This is a genomic window from Alteromonas sp. KUL17 (genome assembly GCF_006538305.1).
Classification (GTDB): domain Bacteria; phylum Pseudomonadota; class Gammaproteobacteria; order Enterobacterales; family Alteromonadaceae; genus Alteromonas; species Alteromonas macleodii.
Window position 1 is genome coordinate 223121 of the sequence record NZ_BJKJ01000002.1, and the last position, 20282, is coordinate 243402.

General features: G+C 38.8%; 18 protein-coding genes. 4 read left to right on the top strand and 14 right to left on the bottom strand.

Going from position 1 to position 20282, the window contains the following annotated elements; all coding sequences use genetic code 11:
* Positions 1 to 16: 16 nt before the first annotated feature.
* From KUL49_RS02730 to pheS, 4 genes are all read right to left on the bottom strand, one after another.
* A complete protein-coding gene (locus KUL49_RS02730) occupies positions 17 to 562 on the bottom strand; it encodes a hypothetical protein (protein ID WP_131136231.1) in 546 nt (181 codons plus the stop codon).
* Between the two features lie 114 nt (positions 563 to 676).
* A complete protein-coding gene (gene ihfA, locus KUL49_RS02735) occupies positions 677 to 976 on the bottom strand; it encodes an integration host factor subunit alpha (RefSeq protein WP_014949129.1) in 300 nt (99 codons plus the stop codon).
* A gap of 3 nt (positions 977 to 979) precedes the next feature.
* Positions 980 to 3367, bottom strand: coding sequence for a phenylalanine--tRNA ligase subunit beta (pheT, locus tag KUL49_RS02740; RefSeq protein WP_039227110.1), 2388 nt, complete (start codon positions 3365 to 3367; stop codon positions 980 to 982).
* Between the two features lie 14 nt (positions 3368 to 3381).
* Entirely contained in the window at positions 3382 to 4362 is a 981-nt protein-coding gene (pheS, locus tag KUL49_RS02745) for a phenylalanine--tRNA ligase subunit alpha (RefSeq protein WP_012518127.1), read from the bottom strand.
* Between the two features lie 473 nt (positions 4363 to 4835).
* On the opposite strand from pheS, the gene KUL49_RS02750 reads away from it, so the two are divergent.
* The 4 genes from KUL49_RS02750 to KUL49_RS02765 all read left to right on the top strand — a co-directional run bounded on the left by KUL49_RS02750 (position 4836) and on the right by KUL49_RS02765 (position 9587).
* Entirely contained in the window at positions 4836 to 5597 is a 762-nt protein-coding gene (locus tag KUL49_RS02750; protein ID WP_165477865.1) for an acyltransferase, read from the top strand.
* Between the two features lie 689 nt (positions 5598 to 6286).
* Complete coding sequence (locus KUL49_RS02755) at positions 6287 to 6667, top strand: hypothetical protein (protein ID WP_131136233.1); 381 nt, start codon at positions 6287 to 6289, stop codon at positions 6665 to 6667.
* Positions 6668 to 6720: 53 nt separating this feature from the next.
* Positions 6721 to 8718 (top strand): hypothetical protein, encoded by a 1998-nt coding sequence (locus tag KUL49_RS02760; RefSeq protein WP_131136234.1) that lies wholly within the window; start codon positions 6721 to 6723, stop codon positions 8716 to 8718.
* Between the two features lie 149 nt (positions 8719 to 8867).
* Positions 8868 to 9587: a WecB/TagA/CpsF family glycosyltransferase gene (locus KUL49_RS02765; RefSeq protein ID WP_165477866.1), complete on the top strand. Its 720-nt coding sequence runs from the start codon at positions 8868 to 8870 to the stop codon at positions 9585 to 9587.
* Between the two features lie 11 nt (positions 9588 to 9598).
* On the opposite strand, the gene KUL49_RS02770 is transcribed toward KUL49_RS02765, so the two are convergent.
* The 10 genes from KUL49_RS02770 to KUL49_RS02815 all read right to left on the bottom strand — a co-directional run bounded on the left by KUL49_RS02770 (position 9599) and on the right by KUL49_RS02815 (position 19812).
* The gene (locus KUL49_RS02770) at positions 9599 to 10774 is read right to left on the bottom strand and encodes a glycosyltransferase family 2 protein (RefSeq protein ID WP_131136236.1); all 1176 of its coding nucleotides are present in this window, start codon (positions 10772 to 10774) and stop codon (positions 9599 to 9601) included.
* Complete coding sequence (locus KUL49_RS02775; protein ID WP_131136237.1) at positions 10775 to 11986, bottom strand: glycosyltransferase family 4 protein; 1212 nt, start codon at positions 11984 to 11986, stop codon at positions 10775 to 10777. It abuts the gene before it with no gap.
* Complete coding sequence (locus KUL49_RS02780) at positions 11983 to 12828, bottom strand: glycosyltransferase (RefSeq protein WP_131136238.1); 846 nt, start codon at positions 12826 to 12828, stop codon at positions 11983 to 11985. Before KUL49_RS02780 ends, KUL49_RS02775 begins: the two co-directional genes overlap by 4 nt.
* Before the next feature lie 398 nt (positions 12829 to 13226).
* Entirely contained in the window at positions 13227 to 13838 is a 612-nt protein-coding gene (locus KUL49_RS02785) for a hypothetical protein (RefSeq protein WP_131136239.1), read from the bottom strand.
* Between the two features lie 142 nt (positions 13839 to 13980).
* Entirely contained in the window at positions 13981 to 14985 is a 1005-nt protein-coding gene (locus KUL49_RS02790; RefSeq protein WP_131136240.1) for a polysaccharide pyruvyl transferase family protein, read from the bottom strand.
* Between the two features lie 112 nt (positions 14986 to 15097).
* The gene (locus KUL49_RS02795) at positions 15098 to 16066 is read right to left on the bottom strand and encodes a glycosyltransferase (protein WP_131136241.1); all 969 of its coding nucleotides are present in this window, start codon (positions 16064 to 16066) and stop codon (positions 15098 to 15100) included.
* A 72-nt stretch (positions 16067 to 16138) separates the two neighbouring features.
* Positions 16139 to 16798 carry a polysaccharide biosynthesis C-terminal domain-containing protein gene (locus KUL49_RS02800; RefSeq protein WP_165477867.1) on the bottom strand — a complete coding sequence of 220 codons (660 nt, stop codon included), beginning with the start codon at positions 16796 to 16798 and terminating at the stop codon, positions 16139 to 16141.
* A gap of 53 nt (positions 16799 to 16851) precedes the next feature.
* Entirely contained in the window at positions 16852 to 17514 is a 663-nt protein-coding gene (locus tag KUL49_RS02805; RefSeq protein WP_131136243.1) for a hypothetical protein, read from the bottom strand.
* Between the two features lie 278 nt (positions 17515 to 17792).
* Complete coding sequence (locus tag KUL49_RS02810) at positions 17793 to 18713, bottom strand: capsular polysaccharide synthesis protein (RefSeq protein ID WP_131136244.1); 921 nt, start codon at positions 18711 to 18713, stop codon at positions 17793 to 17795.
* Between the two features lie 88 nt (positions 18714 to 18801).
* Positions 18802 to 19812, bottom strand: coding sequence for an O-antigen ligase (locus KUL49_RS02815; protein ID WP_165477868.1), 1011 nt, complete (start codon positions 19810 to 19812; stop codon positions 18802 to 18804).
* Between the last annotated feature and the right edge of the window lie 470 nt (positions 19813 to 20282).

The window sequence follows — 20282 nt, forward strand, 5'->3', positions numbered from 1 at the left end:
AGAGTGCGTTACTTGGCTACTTGCTAGCCTGGGCTAACCATTGCTCACGTGCTTCTTTAAGCGCGGCTTCATCAGGCTGCTCGCTTCCTGCAATGGCTACAGCAATTTGTTGAATTATAGCGTCACGCTTTTCAATCAGTGCATCAGTGCGGGGAAACAAGTCTTTGGCTTCCGGATATTGCTCTTTAAGCGTTTCTACCTCTTCCAACGCATAATAACGCGCTTCAAACGCTTCGTTGTACAGCTGGCGCTTAGCATTGAATACGACGTAATCTTTCGCAGTTTCGGAATTAAGATAATCCATATCTTCAGATGACAGGTTGGCAGCCTGCCCTACTTCACGGGCTTGTATCATCCAAGAATCTACTACTTCGATATTCCCATCTTTCACAGCCTGCTTAACGCCTTCCTGCAAATCACTAGCGTGAAGAATTTCCATGACTGTGATTAGCGGAACTTGCGCTGCGTCTTGGTCTCGCTTGTCTGCATCTAGCGACAGATAAGCAAACCATGAAAACGTAGCAGCAACAATAATAGCAAGAACGACAAGTGCTTTCTTCACACTTTCCTCCAAAGAAATTGCATATGAAAACCAGTGCGACGGCACTGTATAAAAGAAGCAATACAAAAAGAGCGAGAGACCCCGCTCTTTTTCAGTATTGTAACGACCTAAAGATTATTGGTCGACAGGTGCAGAGTTTTCAACTCGGCTTTTCAATTTTTGACCCGGGCGGAATGTAACCACACGACGTGCTTTAATTGGAATGTCTTCACCGGTTTTTGGATTGCGGCCAGGACGTTCATTTTTATCACGCAGGTCAAAGTTGCCAAAACCTGACAGTTTTACTTGCTCACCAGATTCCAGAGCGCCTTTAATCTCTTCGAAAAAAAGCTCTACCAGATCCTTCGCATCACGCTTGTTAATGCCTAGTTTCTCGAATAGGTGTTCAGCCATCTCGGCTTTGGTCAATGCCATAGTTTACTCTCTTAACGCGGCCCCAAACTCAGATTCCAGACCTTTAACCACAGTATCTACAGCTTGCTGAATCTCAGCTTCTTCCAAGGTTTTATCCGGATCTTGTAAATGAAGTGACAAAGCAAGGCTCTTATAGCCAGGCTCAATTCCCTTGCCTTTGTACTCATCGAACAAGTTTAGAGCAACTAGTTGATTTACGCCAATATTTTCTATGTAAGAAAGAACATTCCCTACACGCACTTCATCTTTAACCGTAATAGCAATATCACGGCGATTCGATGGGAAGCGCGATACTGGTACGGCTGACGGTAACTTGCGATCAGTAATGGCATCTACCACTAGTTCGAACACAAATACACGGCCGTTAACACCAAGCAATTTAGTGAACTGCGGGTGTATAGCACCAATATAGCCAACTTCTTCATCATTAAGCAAAATTTTTGCCGTCATGCCAGGGTGTAACGCACTGTGTTGCCCTGTAACGAACTGGAACTCACCGGTTCTGCCTGTAAGTGCCAATAACGCCTCAACGTCGGCTTTTGCATCGAAGAAATCAACCGGGCTGTCGCCCAAGTCCCAGTGTTCTTCATTACGACGCCCTGCTACTACACCACCAATTACTTGCTGTTGCAATACACCATTTGGCGCATCTTGTTGAGGAATAAAGCGTAATCCGGTTTCAAACATGCGAACACGTTGTTGCTGACGCTTCTGATTATAAGCAGTAGCACCAACTAATCCCGGCCATAAACTTACACGCATTACCGACATATCAGATGAAATTGGGTGTGGTAACACCATACCTTTTACGTCTGGGAATAATGCGTTTTGAATTTTAGGGTCTACAAACGAATAGGTAATTGCTTCATTGTAGCCACGGCTTAGAAGCAATGACTTCATTGTGTTTAACGGAAGCTTGGCTTCTTGCGAAGGCAGCATTGCCAACGTCGCTTTTGGTGCCACGTTTGGAATGTTGTTGTAACCGTATACGCGCGCAATTTCTTCAATCAAATCTTCTTCAATTGAAATATCGAAACGATAGCTTGGCGCAACTGCTTCCCAGCCAGCTTCGGTTTGCGTTACGTCTAAACCAAGGCGGTTTAGCATTTCGGTTACTTTTGCATCGTCAATGCTAATGCCTAGTACGCGAGACAAACGTTCGCGACGAAGCGTAACCGTAGCCTGCTTGGGTAGCTTGTCTTCAGCCACTGCTTCAACAACAGGGCCAGCTTCACCACCGCAAATTTCTAGTACCAGTGCAGTAGCGCGCTCCATGGCTTTACGCTGAAGCTGTGGGTCTACACCACGCTCGTAACGGTGCGACGCATCGGTATGCAAACCGTACTGACGGGCACGGCCCATAATCGCATCACGGCTAAAGAAAGCACTTTCAAGTAAAATATCTTGGGTTTCGGTGGTAACACCAGAATGTAAGCCGCCGAAAATACCTGCCATAGCTAACGCTTTGTTGTCATCAGCAATAACTAAAGTATTGCTTTGTAACTTAGCTTCGGTTTCATCAAGTAGTGTAAGCGTTTCGCCTTCATTAGCCATACGCACGTTAATGTTGCCTTCAATGCTGGCAAGATTAAACGCGTGCATTGGCTGGCCAAGCTCTAACAATACAAAGTTAGTCACATCTACAATGGGGTCGATGCTGCGAATACCGCAGCGACGTAGCTTTTCAACTAACCAAAGTGGTGACGCTGCTTTAACGTTAACGCCCTTAACCACACGGCCTAAATAACGCGGGCATGCGTCATCAGCGCTTAGCGTAATTGATAATTTATCTTCAATAGTTGCGTTTACCGCAGCTACTTCAGGCTCGCACACGTCAAGGTTATTAAGTACGCCAACTTCACGGGCAATGCCGCGAATACCCAAGCAGTCTGCACGGTTTGGTGTTAGGTCTACTTCGATTGCGTTGTCATCAAGACCAAGATAATCGCGAATGTCTGTGCCAATAGGTGCATCGGCTGGAAGCTCGATAATACCATCGTGATCGTCGCTAATACCTAGCTCAGAGAAGCTACATAGCATACCGAATGACGGCTCGCCGCGAAGCTTTGCTTTCTTAATTTTAAAGTCGCCTGGCAATACAGCACCAACAACAGCAACTGCTACTTTAATGCCCTGACGGCAGTTAGGCGCACCACAAACGATATCAAGTAGCTCATCGCCACCTACGTTTATTTTAGTCACGCGCAGTTTATCGGCGTTAGGATGCTGGCCGCACTCCACTACTTCACCTACTAGCACGCCTTTAAAATCGCCTGCCACTGGCTCAACGCCGTCTACTTCTAGGCCAGCCATGCTCAACTGTTCAGACAGCTCATGTGCCGACAGCGACGGGTTAACCCACTCTCTTAACCATTTTTCACTGAATTTCATGTGTACTCTCTGCCTTAGTTGAACTGCTTAAGGAAACGAAGATCGTTTTCAAAGAACGCGCGTAAGTCGTTAACACCGTAACGAAGCATTGTTAAACGCTCTACGCCCATACCAAAGGCAAAACCTGTGTACTCTTCTGGGTCGATACCTACCGCTTTAAGTACATTTGGGTGCACCATGCCGCAGCCCAATACTTCAAGCCACTGACCGTTTTTACCCATTACGTCCACTTCAGCTGAAGGCTCAGTAAACGGGAAGTAAGACGGACGGAAGCGAATTTCTAGTGACTCTTCAAAGAAGTGATGTAAGAAGTCGTGCAAGATACCTTTAAGATCGGTAAAGCTGACATTCTTATCAACCATCAAACCTTCCACTTGGTGGAACATCGGCGTGTGTGTTTGGTCGTAGTCGTTACGATACACGCGGCCTGGCGAGATAATACGCAATGGTGGCTTTTCCGCTTCCATAGTACGAATTTGAACACCAGAGGTTTGCGTACGAAGCATCATGTCTGGGTTGAAATAAAAGGTATCATGGTCGGCACGCGCTGGGTGATTCGCAGGAATGTTCAGCGCGTCAAAGTTGTGAAAACCATCTTCAATTTCAGGTCCAGTCTTAACTGAAAAGCCAAGCTCGCCAAAGAATGATTCGATACGTGCAATCGTGCGGCTAACCGGGTGTAAGTTTCCTGGCTTTTCTGTGCGACCAGGCAAAGTTACATCTACTGCCTCTTCTGCTAGCTTTTTGTTAAGCTCTTCAGTGCGTAAAAACTCACCTTTTGCAGAAATAGCTTGCTGAATAACCTGCTTAGCTTGGTTAATCTTTTGGCCTGCGGCAGGACGTTCTTCGTTAGATAACTTTCCAAGCCCTTTAAGTAAGTCGGTAAGTTTACCTTTCTTACCCATGAATTCGACCCTAACTTGGTCTAATGTGGCTGCATCTTGTGCAGCGTCAATCTGGCTTTGTGCCTGATTGATAATAGCGTCAAGCTCCATGTTTTCCTCAATTTACATGATGACTGCATGGCCAAAGCATAGGAAGAATTTTTCTGTGCGCTAAGGCTTGCCTGAAATAAAAGCGATAGTTTACACGAGTGACTGACATTACCGCTACCCTATATGGCTGATAATGGCGAAATTTTGGAAAAAGCTATAAATGTGATGCAACAATCCGGCTGTTGTAAGGTTAATAGATACTTCGAATTTCTGAAAAATTGATAATTCGAATATTCAAAGTAGAAGGAAAGCTAAGTCAGTTAACACACTTTGATTCTTTTCAATCACGGTTATTGATAAATATTATTTTTTTGCCAAGACAAACAATGGCTTCGCGTTGACATTCGCGCATGATACTATGAAGTTTCTATTCCAAGGCTACAGAAAGCTTCTCAAGCGATTGATTAGTAGCGGAAAAGCCAAACAACCGCATTTTCTTAGAACAGTTTCGATTTATACTTATGGAGTTTTTTATGAGATTTATTGGTCTCGATGGACTGAGAGGGCTAATGTGTTTGTGGGTAGTCGTAGGGCATACTGTTACTATGGCTGGCTTCAACTTAAATGAGTCGCAATTATCAACAAAACTTCTCGGACAAGGATTAGCAGTAGAATTATTTTTCATCATTAGTGGTTTTGTAATTACCTTGATGTTTATGAATAAGAACTTACCATTCAAAAAGTATCTCTCCCAAAGAATTCTTCGCATATTTCCAGTTTATCTTTTGTTCTTACTTATCACCGCAGCGATGCTCCCAATAGCACTATATGTATTGCAAAATTTCCCTGTAGAAATAGAGAAAACAGCTTCCAGACTAGCTTTCACTGAAGTTTCAATTAATGATTTTGTTAAGCATTTCATTCCTCACTTACTAATGGCGCACGGTCTTATCCCAAACGCGATTTTAGACAAGACAGCTTATACTATAATGGGCCAAGCTTGGAGTCTCACTCTACAATTTCAATTTTTCATAATCGCACCATTTTTATTCGTTTGTTTTAGAAAAAACCAAGTGATTTTCTATGCACTTATCTTGATGGCTTTGTGTGTAGAGCCTGTTTTCAAAGCAACTATGGGTCACGGTTCCTTCATATTGGCAAACAGCAAAATGTTTATTGTGGGAATTCTAAGCGCAATACTTTTAAACCATAAGGTCTCTGCAAAAATCTCACACAAAAACTTCGCGATAGCGCTATTTTTTTGTTTATTATACTGTTTTTCTATCAATGGTTGAATTATCGCCTTATTAAAACTATCCCTATATTGATTTGGTTTAGTTTTATCTGTATTGAATCGCTCTTTCGCGATTCACTTCTTTACAGCTATTATCAAAGAGCACTAAACAACAGATACTGTAAATTTTTTGGCAATATATCTTATTCAATGTATTGCTCTCACATGGCTTTTCTATACGGTATTTCTGCAATACTTATCTGGTATGAGGTAGACATTAACACTTATAAGTATACGATGATTTTTCTCCCGTTCTTACTAACCTGTCTCGCCTCATATTACTCTTTTAATTATGTTGAGAAATACTTCATAAATGTAGGAAAAAATGCTAAGAGAGCCATTTAAATTTAGTTTCTAAATATGTCATGAGCTCTGTTGATCACAAATTGCACTTCAGCGAAATCTCTTTACATCTTAAACGATTGAGAAACCTTTTCTTTTCAAGAGCAAATATCAACGTAACTCCTATTGAAGCGTTCTTCGCGACGATTCAGTAGGAGTTACAAAGCCATTAGACGAAGCCCCATATGATTATCCAAATAAAATGATTCCACCGATATCAAACAAGATAAAGCTTATCAAGCTTGTGAACTGGTAAATGCACCACTAAACTAAAGATGTGGCTTTTTTCAACGTTTTTTTGACGGCCTTACTTCAGTTGTCTTCATCATGCACAATGAGGAATTTCTAATGAAAGTTCATTCTTTTCTTTTTTCTACGTCGAAACTATTATTTCCCCTCTACTGCCTAATAATTTTAACTTCTTGCAGTAACAATTTAGCATACACCAGTCAAAATGCAGAAAAGGAGCAGCTAGGCAGTAAGGTCATAAGAAGTTTAAAAAATCAAAAATCAACCTCCCAACTACTTGTACTTTCAGACTTAGCAGCAACACTTAATATCAACTTCAAAGATGGACAAAAAGAAGCCATTCTTGAAATGTTTAACGACGGTACTCTTGTAGATATTTTCAATAAAGACTATCGGAAACTTTCTCTATTGATAAACGACACTCCAAATAAAAAAGCAATAAACTACAAGCGCTATACACCCTTTTTCCAGACGACCTAGATTACCTAAACTATTACATCATTAACAATAATGTTCTTTCTGAAGAAAAGCTGGTGGCGTTATTAGTAGAAAATGGACTAGATCCATCAATTAATATGTTAGCTCCGGCCGCTGGGGTTGACTTTGACACTAAAAGAATCGGATGGGGCGGCAGTGGAGTATTCAGTAGCGTAGTTGAATTTAATGGCGATATATATGCATCGTCTGACGTAACAGGAGTTTGGAAACATAGACGTCCCCATTGGTATCCTGTGGTAAAAGGACTTACTAACTACAATATAACAGGGTTACTGGTTCACAATAGCTCCTTGCTTGCAGTAGCAAAAAATCAAGTACTCAAACTTAGCAGCGAAAATGTATGGGAGCCAATCGGTCTAACGCTTAGCACTTTTAGAAACACAAGTCTTCAACTCTATTCTACCTCTGTAAATGGAACTACATGTTTCGCAGCTTTAGAACCAAAATTGGCTTGCATAGATGATCGAGGTAGTGTGTCAGAAGTACCTCTATCGATAAGCAAATTGAAAGGCGTGTACTTTAGCAGTGATAGCGACCACCTTTACGGATTTTACGACAATGAGCTATATAGAATAAATCGTATTGATGGATATCATACCCTTGAGTATACGTTTCCCCACAAAATTTTACGAATTACTGAATTAAATAGAGAATCAGGTGCACTGATTTTCACTGAAAAAGGTGTATATGAATTAGGTTCTTTTGCAACAGTTAATATCGAATTAAAAAATAAAAATATAGTGAACGTATTAGTTGATTCATCTAACTTCGATAAGCACTTTGTCGCATTGGGAAGTCAATGGAATACCTCGATATATGAGCTTCGTTCGACCCCCTCTGGCTGGCATGTAGGGGAGAAAGTAAAAATTGTCTATGATAGATCACTTCCTTACAGACACTGGCGTAGATCTATGACAAAACCCATTGGTATGCCAAAAACTGTTACCGACAAAATTTGGTTCAGTGATTATTGGGGAATATATGCTTACGATGTGAATACTAATCAGTTTTATGAAAAATCTTACGATGCGAGTAATTTTGTTGGTACTGATATCCATATTACCAACGATAAGTTGTACATAACCGCAATGGACAATGGCTTGGTATCTATGCCATTAAATCAACTAAATAATTTTACGCCTGTTTTTCCACGTAAAGCGACTGACTGGCAGTTAGCCGGACACGCGTGGTCTGTTGATAGCAATCGAGAAATAGTTTTCGCAACGCTTTCACCTTGGAACGTACCAGAAGATTATGTTATTTCGATAAACAAAGCTGATAATTCTGTTAATACGAGTAAAGTTGACAACTCAACATCACGCAATAGCGTTGGAAGCTTCTGGGGTCAGAGTTATGCAAGAAAGCTTGTAGTTTCTGATGATATCTATGCCTATAAAGATGGTTCAACAGGCGGTTTATTCAAACTAACCTCAGCTAATAGCCCCAGTACCAACGGTACTGAAGGCAACGCTGGTCAACTTCTATACTCTACCGAGAAAAACCGTGTATATCGTGCGTTCACAAAGTTTAAAAATAGGCTAGTAAGCTATCACATAGATAATACAAAACGGCTACTTTTTCATGACTTGGTTTCAGGAGAAGTAATAAAAACCGTTGAAGCCCCAGACGGCTTGTGGGCATTTAGTTTAGAAGTTATCAACGACTCTTTATATCTGCTAGGTTCACGTGGGGGAGCGATTATTTATAAATTTGATGACAATGACGACACGTTCTATGAAATAGTAAAGGCACCATCGGCATCAGCATTTATGGTAATAAGAGAAGCGCCCGACCATTCGATAACACTAGCAGGGGCAATTGACTGGAGTAGAAAGCCAAACGGGAAAGTTTTACTACGACATGATAACGAAAATGAATGGATTGATATTACTTGTATAATGCCGAACCAAAGTGGGGCGGTCGATATTGAGTTCACAGAAGATGGTGAGTACGTGTACATTCTTCAGCAGGTTAGCTCAGTAATTAGAATAGAGGTTTCAAAGCTACAGAGTTATCAAGGGTGCGCGAACTAGCTTATTTTAAAAGTTGAGTTTTAATAGAAAAGTAGTCTTTGAGCTTAATGACGAAAAACACTTTCCACCACGTAAAGTAGTTCGATTATACTAAAAGATAATAGTAAGATATTCAGTACATGAATATCTGTGTAATGAGATGCTATCTAATGAAATGTATTGCCGAAAAAATTAGCCCTACACAAGCAGAAGAGCAAGCCTTAAAAGCAGTAGCTCTCGAACTAGAAAACGATAGTGTTAGCGTGATTTCGTTTATTAATGCCCACGCTTACACCATGGCAAATAGTGATAACAAGTTTAAAAACTGCTTGTTAGGTGCAAACCTTTTGTTTAGAGATGGTATTGGTGCAAAAATACTATTAAAAAAATACGGCAAGCCCGTTGGCTATAACGCTAACGGTACCGATTTAATACCGTTAATCTTAGACCGTTTCAAAGGGAAAACGGTATGTTTTATCGGAACAGAGTCTCCCTACATAGAGCAAGCTGCATCAATCTATAAATCAAACGGTCACAATGTTGAAGCTTTTATAGATGGCTTTCAAAGTAACGAAAGAATGTTTGAGTTTGTAGAGGCATATCAACCCGAAATATTAATACTGGGTATGGGTATGCCAAAACAAGAGTACTTTTCAGCTTTTCTACAACGCAACTATGAAAAGCCATTGGTTGTAGTGAACGGCGGCGCCATATTTGACTTCATCGCAAATCGTTTTACGCGTGCCCCCTCTATTTTTAGAAAACTTAATTTGGAATGGCTTTATCGTTTAATGAATGAGCCAATTAGACTATTTAATAGATATGCTATAGGTATACCGAAGTTTTTCTGGATATTACGAAAAAACATGAAACAAGAAAGATTAGGTTGATTTCAACCTAATCATTCATTGTCCCGCTTCGTTCTCACCCAGTTTTTTTCACGATTTGAAATAAAAGTGCGATAAACACTAAATTTGCTCAGAACAAAAGGTATCATGCCTTTTAATTGCGCTGGTGGTAATATTTTTTTTCCATATTTAAACCATACACAAACAATTGCTAAAGCAAAAAAAGAGATACACAGCCCTATGACTGCAGACCAATAAAAACCGTCGAAAATTGCAGCGATAAACGAGACAACTAATGTAAGAATTGTGAGTATTATCCACATAATAGTTGGGGGGATTGCAGCGTCTAATGCCTGAAAAAACAACCTGAAGTTTAACTGTTTCAAGCCTTGCAGCATCATACTTGGCATTTTCTTTACAACAGACAAATGGCCATGCTCCCAACGCTTTCGTTGGTTTTCGAGCCCTTCATTGTTCTCAGGAAATTCACTCGTCACTAAAGCACGGGGAACAAACGTCACTTTTTCCCCCCCTTGGACTATGTGCAAACCTAGTTCAAGGTCTTCAACAATACTAGAAGACGCTAAAGAGTATTTATTTAAGATTGACTTTGGAAAAGCCATACCAGAACCTTGAAGATGGCAGCTGATTCCTAGCCTTTTTTGGCCTAATGGTCTCACCCAATTCTTTATCAGCCAGGTAAACTCACTGATATTAAGCTTTATGTTGCCTTTATTCGGTGATCTCATTAAATAAAGGGCCTGCGCTACGCAATTTTTCATTTGTGACGCAGTTAGTAACGCGTATAAACTCCCTTCACCAAACAAGCAATCAGCATCCATTACAACAACGGTAGCAAACTCAACATCATTTTCGGTTAAGTAATCGACCCCGTATTGCAATGCATGCCCCTTACCCACTAATTCTAAATTAGTACGTTCGATGCAGATAGCTCCAGCATCTCGACTAACAGCAGCCGTACTGTCTGAACAATTATCTGCGACAACCAATATCAAGTCGCCCTCTTTAACCTCTTCTCTTGCAGACATTATTGTCTTTGCAATACCTAACTCCTCATTATGTGCCGGAATTAGGACCACGCATGGCAAAGTATTGTCACTGTTGTTTACTTCAACCGAGTTACTGTTTCGAAGACCTAAGAATAGCTGTAAAGAAAGAAAGGCTGATACAAAAGCCACGATAAAGAAAATAATATCTAGCAGAATCATTTATTCTTTTGCTCCAACCAGCACAGCTAACTTTTCAGCTTCTGTCGTTATATTATGCTCTTTCTTAACCGCTTCGAAAGCTCTTTTTCGAATCGCATCTAACTCAATTTGGTTCAATTTGGTAAATGCTACTAATGCTTCTTCGAGTGAATTAACGGAACCAGGAAACACCAAAAAGCCTGTAACCTTATCTACTACAAGCTCTGGTATACCTGCAATTGCAGTACTAATGACAGGCACACCTGTAGCCATAGCCTCCATAATAGCCACAGGTAAACCTTCGGCAAAACTAGGTAGCAGCATTGCGTCACTTTTACTAAGTAACTCTTTAATTTCGATGCTATCAACCCAACCCGTTATGGTTACATTACTCTGCAGATTGTGCTGCTTAATGAAAGACTCTATGGCTACTCGCATTTCGCCATCACCAGCTAAAGTAAGGTGTGCTTTAAAGCCAGCGTTAATAAAGCGAGAAAATGCCTCTAATAATAGTAATTGCCCTTTTTGCTCACATAAGCGACCAATACATAAAAAACGATATTCATCCCCTTCTCTTTTCGAGTTTAAAGTTTGCTCATTAAAGAAGTTATCCTCAAGACCGCAGTGAACAATCCCTACTTTTTGCCAGTCTTCATAATCAGCCCAGCGGAAAAGCTGCGATTTACAATAATTAGTTATCGCTATTACTCTGCTCGCGTATTTTATTTTTTGGTTTAGGTTTAGCGTTAAAGGTTTGTCAAACTCTTCAGGTCCATGAACGGTAAAGCTATAAGGTACGCCACTAATAATGCTTGTGTACATCGCTACTTCCGCCGGATTAGTACCAAAGTGCGCGTGTATGTGATCTACGTCACTTTCTTTGCAGACTTTCGCAACGTTGCAGCTTTCCACCAAATAAATTAGATGAATCAGCAAGCTCTGCTTCGATGCAGAATGCATTTTGAATAACACCTTTAAAGCTTTAAGAAAGCTCTTTGGATTTTCTCTAATTGCACTAAAAACGTGCTTTAATAATTCAAATTTGGGCTGTTTTAGCACGTAGTGCGTTTTTTCATATTCTGTGAAATCAACTTTGCTCATGTCGTTCGGATCATCAGAACGCATAGCAACCCTTAAAACTTCTATACCATTCTCTTCATGCGACAATATTTCTCGTCTAATAAAGGTATGGCTTACTTTAGGGTACTGATTAATAAGATAAAGAATCTTCATTTAAGTAAAGTCCTTTTAACGACTTGAGCGACCTTTCTAAAATGACCACCCATAAATATTTTAAAAAGTTCGGAAATCCTGATATCGATCTGAGGGTAACCACTATACATAGTAGCTAACAGATGCGACTCTTCTGAGCGAGTTAATGGCTGAAGCTTATTCATCAATCGATTAAATGCAAAACGAATCTTTTGAGCAGGTTTGCCGGTTATTCTCTCGCCTGCGTGGTTCTGGATTTGAATATAGGAACGAGAGTTTATATTCAAAATATCACCATATTGATTAGATAACCTTAGCCAAGTATCCCAATCTTGTAGTGCTGGCATCTGTTCATCGAAGCCACCTACCGCTTTCAAATAAGAAGTTTTAGTGAACACTTGGTTACCAACTACATTACCTTTTCTCAACTTTTGGTAAGTAGCTACTTTGGTATCATAACACGCTACTGGACCACTTTTTCTATGTTCTACAACACTATCAAACAGCGCAGAAAATACTTTCTTATTTACTGTATATTCTTGCCATTTTTTAATAAATGTTTCTATTCGCCATGGTTCAAAGTAATCATCGTCATCTAATCCAGATATGAATTCTCCTTTAGCGATTGAAATTGCTCTATTACGACCGTAACACGCTCCTTTTGACTTGCCGGTTGTATTGAGTATTGCGGTTAATATACCTTGCTGATGCATTTCCGTTAGGTATTCTTGACTGCCGTCTGTTGAGCCATCATCGGCAACGATAAGCTCGATTGGCGAATGGGTTTGATTCAAAACTGAATTAATCGCCCGCTCTAACAGCTTTCTGCGATTGTAGGTGGTGATATAAACAGTAACTAACAATCTAAATCCTTTTCAAATCAGTCTAACTAATAAATACTTTATTGGCACTATGGTAACAGAAAAACGTAATTAAATTACAAGATACTAGAGTGGTAATTTTAAGAAATCATCTACTGAGAACCGTAGCGTTGAATTACCCTTTCGCGTTTACTATGCGCCTTTTAATTTATGAAGCAATAATTAAACCATTAAGCAACCGATAGGAGTGGAAGTACGCTTGAGAGCAGTTTGATTTAATAATCATTTAGAGCTTATGCAATGTGTGCGCTTAGGTCTTTGATTACTTGAAGTTGTCATAAAGAAGTCCTCTTTATGTCAACGTATTTCAGGACGGGACAGTGGGCATAAAAAAGCCGCTATACTAGCGGCTCTAATTATTCTTCGAGAAAAAAGAATTGTTATTTGCGATTTCTCTTTGAAGCAAACATCAACGTTAATGACATTAGCATTAGTGTCAGAACGCCAGGACCGTTTACAGAAGCCACAAAATTAGAATCAGACGTTGCGATGCTATAAGATGACTGTGCATTTTCAACACCTTCATCTTTGTCATTGATGAACACAAGCTGACTGAATGTTCCTGTTAGAAACTTTCCGATTTCAACAGTAAAAGTCTCTATCGTGTTAGGAACTGAGTAAGTATTATAGTCTTGAACTCCGAAAGTCTGCGTACCAGCAAACTGGAAGTAACGATTTTCGCCATTTTGATAATCATCTACATTGTCAAAAATAACATCATTATCAAACCCAAAGCCGTGTAACTCACCTATTTGACTAGAAGAGAAAGTAACCTGAAGAATAGTATCTGCGGTTATGTTGTACACACCTTCAAATGCAACCCAGTTGTTACCAAACATTGATAATGTCTTGCCACCATTTTCGGCACCAACTGTACCAGAATCAAACTGGTTACCGTAATTTGCAAAAGTATCGCTAAAATCTAATTCTATAACCGCAGCATTTGCTGTAAGCGATAGAACGCTAAATATTGCTAAAACAAGCTTTTTCATTACTACAACCTTTACTAAACAAGCTAAAACTAACTAACTACTCGTACCATATACAAATAACATGCCAAACATTTAACCCAATAATTTCATATAGTTACAACATGAAAAACGTGAGTTGTAAATATTCCTGACACTAACAAGCTTATTTTTGAACTAATTCAGCGTAAGTCTTGGCAAATCTAAGTACGTCTTTATCGAATGAGGTTTTAACAGGGTCCTTTCCAACGTAGGAACCAGTAACAACATAGGTTTCGAAACCATAAGTCTGAGCAAACTGCGTTGTTTTATTGTTGTAAGCATAAATGATCTGCTTCTTTTCGAACAAAGCTGCCAAAACCATAGCATGAAATCTTGTAGATACTACAACATCAGCTTGGGCAATGGCTTTAACTATGTCTTCTCCCACATTCTTTATAATATTAACGCTTCCGTTTGTTTGCTTTATTAGAGATGCTATTTTATCTATCGGCTCTAAGTCGACTCGGTCTTCGAAGCTTAACAGGTTAACTGATTTACCCTGATCAATATATGACTGTGCTAATTGTGCGATTTCTCCAGCATAACTTTCTGCATCTATCAGGTTATTGTTGTCTTTACCGACCGAGGTTACAGAGATAGCAACAGAAGAGTCGCTTTCTTCCATAAAGCGCTCTTTATCAAACCCCATGACAATATCTGGCATTAGTTTCAAGTAACGAGTTCTTACCTTTTCTAGCATGTCAAATGAGACGTTATCTCTTACAAACCACTTATCAACCACGCTGCCAAGAGCGGATAATAAATCCAGGTATTCCTTTTCATCGTCATACGGCCCAAGGTTAGCACCTATTATAAAATTTCTTCCGCCCGTAATTTTGTTCCATTTAAACCATTCGATTTTTTGTCTAATAGCATCCTTTTGCTGCGGTGAAGCTCCCATCAGAACGCTACCGCCGATTACGGCAAAGTCGGCTTTGAGTTTCCACCTTAGCTTCATCAGACGCCCTGGTTTGATGAAGAATATTTCCTTATTGACAAAATTAGGCACCTCTCCGTGCCCTATGAAAAAATATCTTTTGTAATCCGTTTTATTGATAATCTCGGCAAACATCAGATCGTCGCCAAGGTTTTTGCAATTATATCCGTATATTATTAAGTCGTTTTTCATTTAAATTTTTCCGAGTTGACATTTTTCATATTTATAATGGTCACGTGCGTAATGAAGCATTTGCATTCGAAGGTATTCGCCTCAAATGCATAGCTTATATACACCATTACAGCTATGAGCGCTTAATTACGCCAAACGACGCAGTACGAATCACTTTTCTCGTAAAGGCTTTTAAAAATACCTTAAAACCGCGCAGGGTTTTTATTTTAAGAATTGCTTGAAAGTACTCCTTAAGGCCATTCTTAATAGATATTTCATACATTTGGTTGCAGAAACGAACTAAATACGTATCGTGTGATAGCATCATTTCGTACTCTACATCACCTCGATAATTGAAGCGTGTAAATGAGGAGGAGAGATCAATATTACTTTTAAGCGCGATATAATGACTCCAAAAATGAAGTTTCAAATCGCCTGATAAGTTGGCACCATGACTTCGTTTTACCGCCAAAGGGTCAGTAATAACGTACACACATCCATGCTGTGAATACCTCAGTATAAAATCAAAATCTTCTGAGTGATTGAGCCTATGATTGAAACCACCAATTTTCATAGCTAACTCTCGATTAAATATTACAGTCGATGCCGTACCCACAAAGTTTCGTCTGATAAACGCTAGCTGAAAATCTTCTTTTGAAAAGTTTGTTTGGGTGCACACATTGTAGTCTGTATACCCTGCTAAAGCTCTACATGTGTCATTTTCATCATCTAAATAATAATCTGTGAAAATAAATGCTTCATGATTTTTAAGTTCATCGTATAGGGCCAATTGCTTTTCTATTTTAGTAGGCTTCCAAATGTCATCTACATCTAAAAAAGCCACAAGGTCTCCTGAGCTTTTAAGAAGCCCCAAGTTCCTCGCAACAGAAACTCCAGAATTTTGCTGTCTAAAAGCTCTTATCGGAACTGATGATGATTTGCTAATTGAAATGGCAATATCAAAGCTTTTGTCTTTTGAACCATCATCAATAATTATTATCTCACTAACTTGGTGCGTTTGCTGAAGTATCGATTCAATCGCATCTTGAAGAAAACTTTCACCATTATAAACTGGGATTATGGCACTAACAGAGACGCTCATTAATATTCCACCCCTAAAAAAAACACTATTTTCATACCCAACTTAAAGCTCCGTAACCCAACTGGTTTAAGTTTAACTTTGTTGTTTAATAATTTTTGACTTTAAGTAAAGAGCTGCTGATATTGCGACAACAGCTTGCATGGTTGCGAAAGAAATGACTGTAAAGTTCTCATTTGTAAAACCTAAATTAGTTGCCCCCAAGTACAGGATGCCTAGTACAACTGTTAAAACAAGCATTGGAACAAATAGGTTAACACAATAGGTCAATAAGCTTATTTTCAAGACTCTACTGATAATTATGGGTTGAAGTACTCCCCTTGATAGACCCAAACTTATAGCCATCGAATAAGCTGCCCCCATGATCCCAAAAAGACTTACGAAAGGGTAAATGATAGAAAGCAGTGTTACTATCTCTAAAATACATAAAAGCATAATTGTTTTATTTTTATCTTTAGATATCAAAAATGATGTACAAGGGCCCTGAATCGTTGCGATACAAAAACCGACAGCTATCAGGTTAACAACTTCTGGAGTAAATTGCGGAACGTCGCCCAACCACAATGCTAAAAACCAGTCACCAATGAAAACAATGTTTAAAAAGATCAGGGCTGACAAAGTTGTCGCACAGTTAATGCTAATTAAAAACTTTTTATTAACAGAATCATTGTCGCCGATAGCGATACTGCTGAAATATGGTGTCAATATATAATTCAAAGAGACCGATATTTGCACGTAAATTTCCATCAACCGACCAGCTATTCTCAGTGGAACTATTGCTATTACACCTAAGATAAAACCACAGACGATAACCAATGCATTTTGTCGAACGTAATCGTTAACGCTAAGAAAAAAAGTTTGTAACCTCTCTCAGCAACATAATTAAATGATGATATTGAGCATGTACTGAGATCTAGATCTTCAAAAAAACCTGATTTTACGGATATCAAAAAGAGTAGCAGTAGCTCTAATAGCGAAGTCAATGCAAAAATATATGCGACGATAACGACTGAAGAATTGAATTGTAAAAAGCCAATTATCAATACACTTCGAAGGATGTTAATAAAAAGGCGTACGCTATTTAATCGGCCAACCTTAAAACTTCCAGTAAGGTAAGCATGAAATGCACCGGTTAGATAGAGAAAAAGAAAATTACAGCCCATGAGGAATAAAACTAGAGTAAACGCTTCTGTCCCTTGAAATTGAAGTGTTTCTTGACCACCTATTAGCGCCACTGCAATAAGCACAGCGAGAAAAGCTGCAAAAATGAGGGCCATAGCAACGATAGCTGTCGAGAAGTAAGAGACATTTTTGCTATCGCCCTTTTTCAATATAGGTACGAGTTTAGAAATTATAGAGCCGAGTCCAAACTCGAAAAGTTTAACATGAGCTAAAATAGCAAATAGAAGAGACCATGTTCCAAAATCAGCTTCACCAAAATGCAATAACATTTCGCGAAATACCACCAGGCCAAGTAGAATCTGCGCAACAATATTTACAATATTGTATAACGCGCCCGACACTAAGACTTTTAACATTCAAACCTACTCATTAATATTGATAATATATTAAGACTTATAATTTTTAAAAAAACAACCTGCATTTTTCATAGACCAAACTAAAAAAATTAATGCTTAAAGAACTTGGCGAGAAAAATGCCACCGTCATAAAAGACTCTGCTAATTTTGAACTATTAAAATTTGAAAAGACAGGAATTACCATTCTAAAATCAAATATAGAGTTTAAAGATCTTACTCGAGTAACTCTCATCGCCATCGGTACAAAAACTACACTTATCTCTCCAGTTAAGTTTAAAGAATTTGGTGTCTAAAGTTATTTTATCAAATTCTACTGAATCAAATTTTTTGTCAAAATTGTTCTGTAAAAAGTAAATATCAGGATTGTTTTGGGCTACAGAATCTATATCAATTGATACACTCGAAATATTCTCGTATGCGATATCAACTAGATAGTCCATTAAAAAATAGTCGACTAAACTATCATATTTACTGTAGTAACGTTTAAACGCATCTGACAAGAACATGAACAAAGGGTGTGCTTTTTCAGCTCCGATACAAGAGATTGACCACCTACCATTAGACACAAAACGAGTCTGTGCACCGTGTTTTAAGGTAAAGAAGCGTGAGTTCAACTCGGTTTCTAGGTCAGAAGTGATAAACATAGTAGCGTCTAACCATAAACCTCCATAGGTTTTAAGCAGTTCCACTCGCAATACATCAGAAAACTGCTGTATCGGTATAATACCTTCTTTAAATTTCTTTTCGATTACAGGGTGAATTTTCACGAAGTCTCTGTAGTTATTTTTATCCACAAAAATAACTTTTCTTTCACAACAATTCATTTCAATTGATTTTAGACAGTGTAAACAAACATCGGGTAAATTATCTTTACCGTCCCACCAAAAGTACCAAATAGCCGGACGTTCAACAATTTCATTTTGCTGCGAGTTACTATAGCTATCAAAATCGAAATCTAATGAAGAAATTAGTTTATTTTTAATCGCTGTGTGCTTTTTAACTTCCAATACCGATTGCGCATTAGAATTTTTACTTACTCTATTACTAATAAATTGCCAGAAAAACACCGGGAGCCCAAAATGCTGTATTCTCCTTAAGATATTCCTAATCACTTTTCATTATCCGTTTCACAAATAAACAAGACCAACTTGTTTAATTCTAACAGTTGTCATCTAAAAAAATTACAACTTATTTATCCAATCAATATGGACTAGTAATCTTTTTTTTGACGCGCTTCTCCAATATCGCACAAGTAGCACCCAAAAGTAGCCACAAATACCAACAGTAAGAAAGGTAAAATAAAATATTGTCCGAGTAACAAACAACCATATATGAAGCTATTAAAGCTAAAAGCACACTGTTTCCTTTGGGGTCTTTCGCAAAGCTTTTTAAATGCTTAAGCAAAATTCCAACTAATAGCACAAGGTAAAAAAAGAGCCCCACGAATCCCATATCAAATGCTATCTGAACATATGCATTATGCGCGTCAAAACCATGGCTTTCTTCCATCGTGAAGAAATCTAAAAAGTAGTAAGCGAACGTATTATAACCGTGTCCAAAGAAAATCTTATTCTGTATGAACTCCCAAGAAGAGAGCCATACCACCTTTCTCCATGCATAAGAGTTAAGCTTCTCGCCACCCGAATCAGTCAATTGAGAATCAGATGCAAGGTCAGCTATTCGGTCCTGAACGAATGGCAAAAACAATGCCAAAACACCAATACAACACATTAGAACAACGTATTTACGTTCGTACAGAACACCGTAGATAAAAAATATAGCGAAGAATGCAACCCAAGCGCTTCGTGTTTGAGTAGCTATCAGGCAAATTGCACTTAAAGGTATAAGTGCAATACATAACCGGATAAACCTTTTCGAGAAAAAGACCGTGTTTGACTTAATGCTATAGAATGACACAGCTGCAATAAGCACTAAGTAAAATGCATAAATATTTGGATGGCTAAAGGTACCGTGAAGCCTGAAACCATGCCTAGTTGTACTGGTTTCTGGGAAGATAAATTGAACAATGGATACCGCAAACGGTATGGAACTCGAGTAAATGATCAATTTTATTATCGATTCAAGATCTTCCCTGGACCGTACGAATGTGTAGGCTAAAGAAAAAATTCCAAAATAGGTAAGAACAGAAACGTACGAGCGAAATGAAGTTACTGGTGTAGGTGAAATAACAATAGAAATTAACCCTACCACGAGGAAACCAGCCCAAAGTTTTAAAACGCTTGCCGGTATAGAACCTCTGTTTTGCAGCAGTCCACCAAAAAAAATACAATTACCGCAAGATTAAGCAGCGCACCGAAGCTTATACCGCCAAAATCCGTCATTTTTAATATAGGGTCAAGTGATGCTCTTGTAAGCAATAGCAAGTAGATGACGGGTGAAAATATGTAAAGTGGGCTTTTACGAATGATCATTAGTGAGCACTGTTTTTAATAGTTCCATAGCAGCGTTGATTAACAACTCCATCTTAGCGGGTGCAAAATACAAGTTATGCGAGCGGGATGCAAAATTATTTAGCAAGTTTCGAGCCGTAAGCAAGTTCTAAGCAGTTGAAGTGCTTCATTGTGGCAGTTTTTGTGTATTTTCAATGCACTTCATTTTTATTATCAGTATTATTAACTACAAGTACGTAAAATATAATAAAGCTTTGCACACTATTGAGG

Excerpts from the sequence above, each read along its gene's own strand:
- ihfA (WP_014949129.1), bottom strand. The coding sequence starts at position 976 with ATGGCATTGACCAAAGCCGAGATGGCTGAACACCTATTCGAGAAACTA.
- pheT (WP_039227110.1), bottom strand. The coding sequence starts at position 3,367 with ATGAAATTCAGTGAAAAATGGTTAAGAGAGTGGGTTAACCCGTCGCTG.
- pheS (WP_012518127.1), bottom strand. The coding sequence starts at position 4,362 with ATGGAGCTTGACGCTATTATCAATCAGGCACAAAGCCAGATTGACGCT.
- KUL49_RS02750 (WP_165477865.1), top strand. The coding sequence starts at position 4,836 with ATGAGATTTATTGGTCTCGATGGACTGAGAGGGCTAATGTGTTTGTGG.
- KUL49_RS02755 (WP_131136233.1), top strand. The coding sequence starts at position 6,287 with ATGAAAGTTCATTCTTTTCTTTTTTCTACGTCGAAACTATTATTTCCC.
- KUL49_RS02765 (WP_165477866.1), top strand. The coding sequence starts at position 8,868 with ATGAAATGTATTGCCGAAAAAATTAGCCCTACACAAGCAGAAGAGCAA.
- KUL49_RS02770 (WP_131136236.1), bottom strand. The coding sequence starts at position 10,774 with ATGATTCTGCTAGATATTATTTTCTTTATCGTGGCTTTTGTATCAGCC.
- KUL49_RS02775 (WP_131136237.1), bottom strand. The coding sequence starts at position 11,986 with ATGAAGATTCTTTATCTTATTAATCAGTACCCTAAAGTAAGCCATACC.
- KUL49_RS02785 (WP_131136239.1), bottom strand. The coding sequence starts at position 13,838 with ATGAAAAAGCTTGTTTTAGCAATATTTAGCGTTCTATCGCTTACAGCA.
- KUL49_RS02790 (WP_131136240.1), bottom strand. The coding sequence starts at position 14,985 with ATGAAAAACGACTTAATAATATACGGATATAATTGCAAAAACCTTGGC.
- KUL49_RS02795 (WP_131136241.1), bottom strand. The coding sequence starts at position 16,066 with ATGAGCGTCTCTGTTAGTGCCATAATCCCAGTTTATAATGGTGAAAGT.
- KUL49_RS02805 (WP_131136243.1), bottom strand. The coding sequence starts at position 17,514 with ATGTTATTGCATTTTGGTGAAGCTGATTTTGGAACATGGTCTCTTCTA.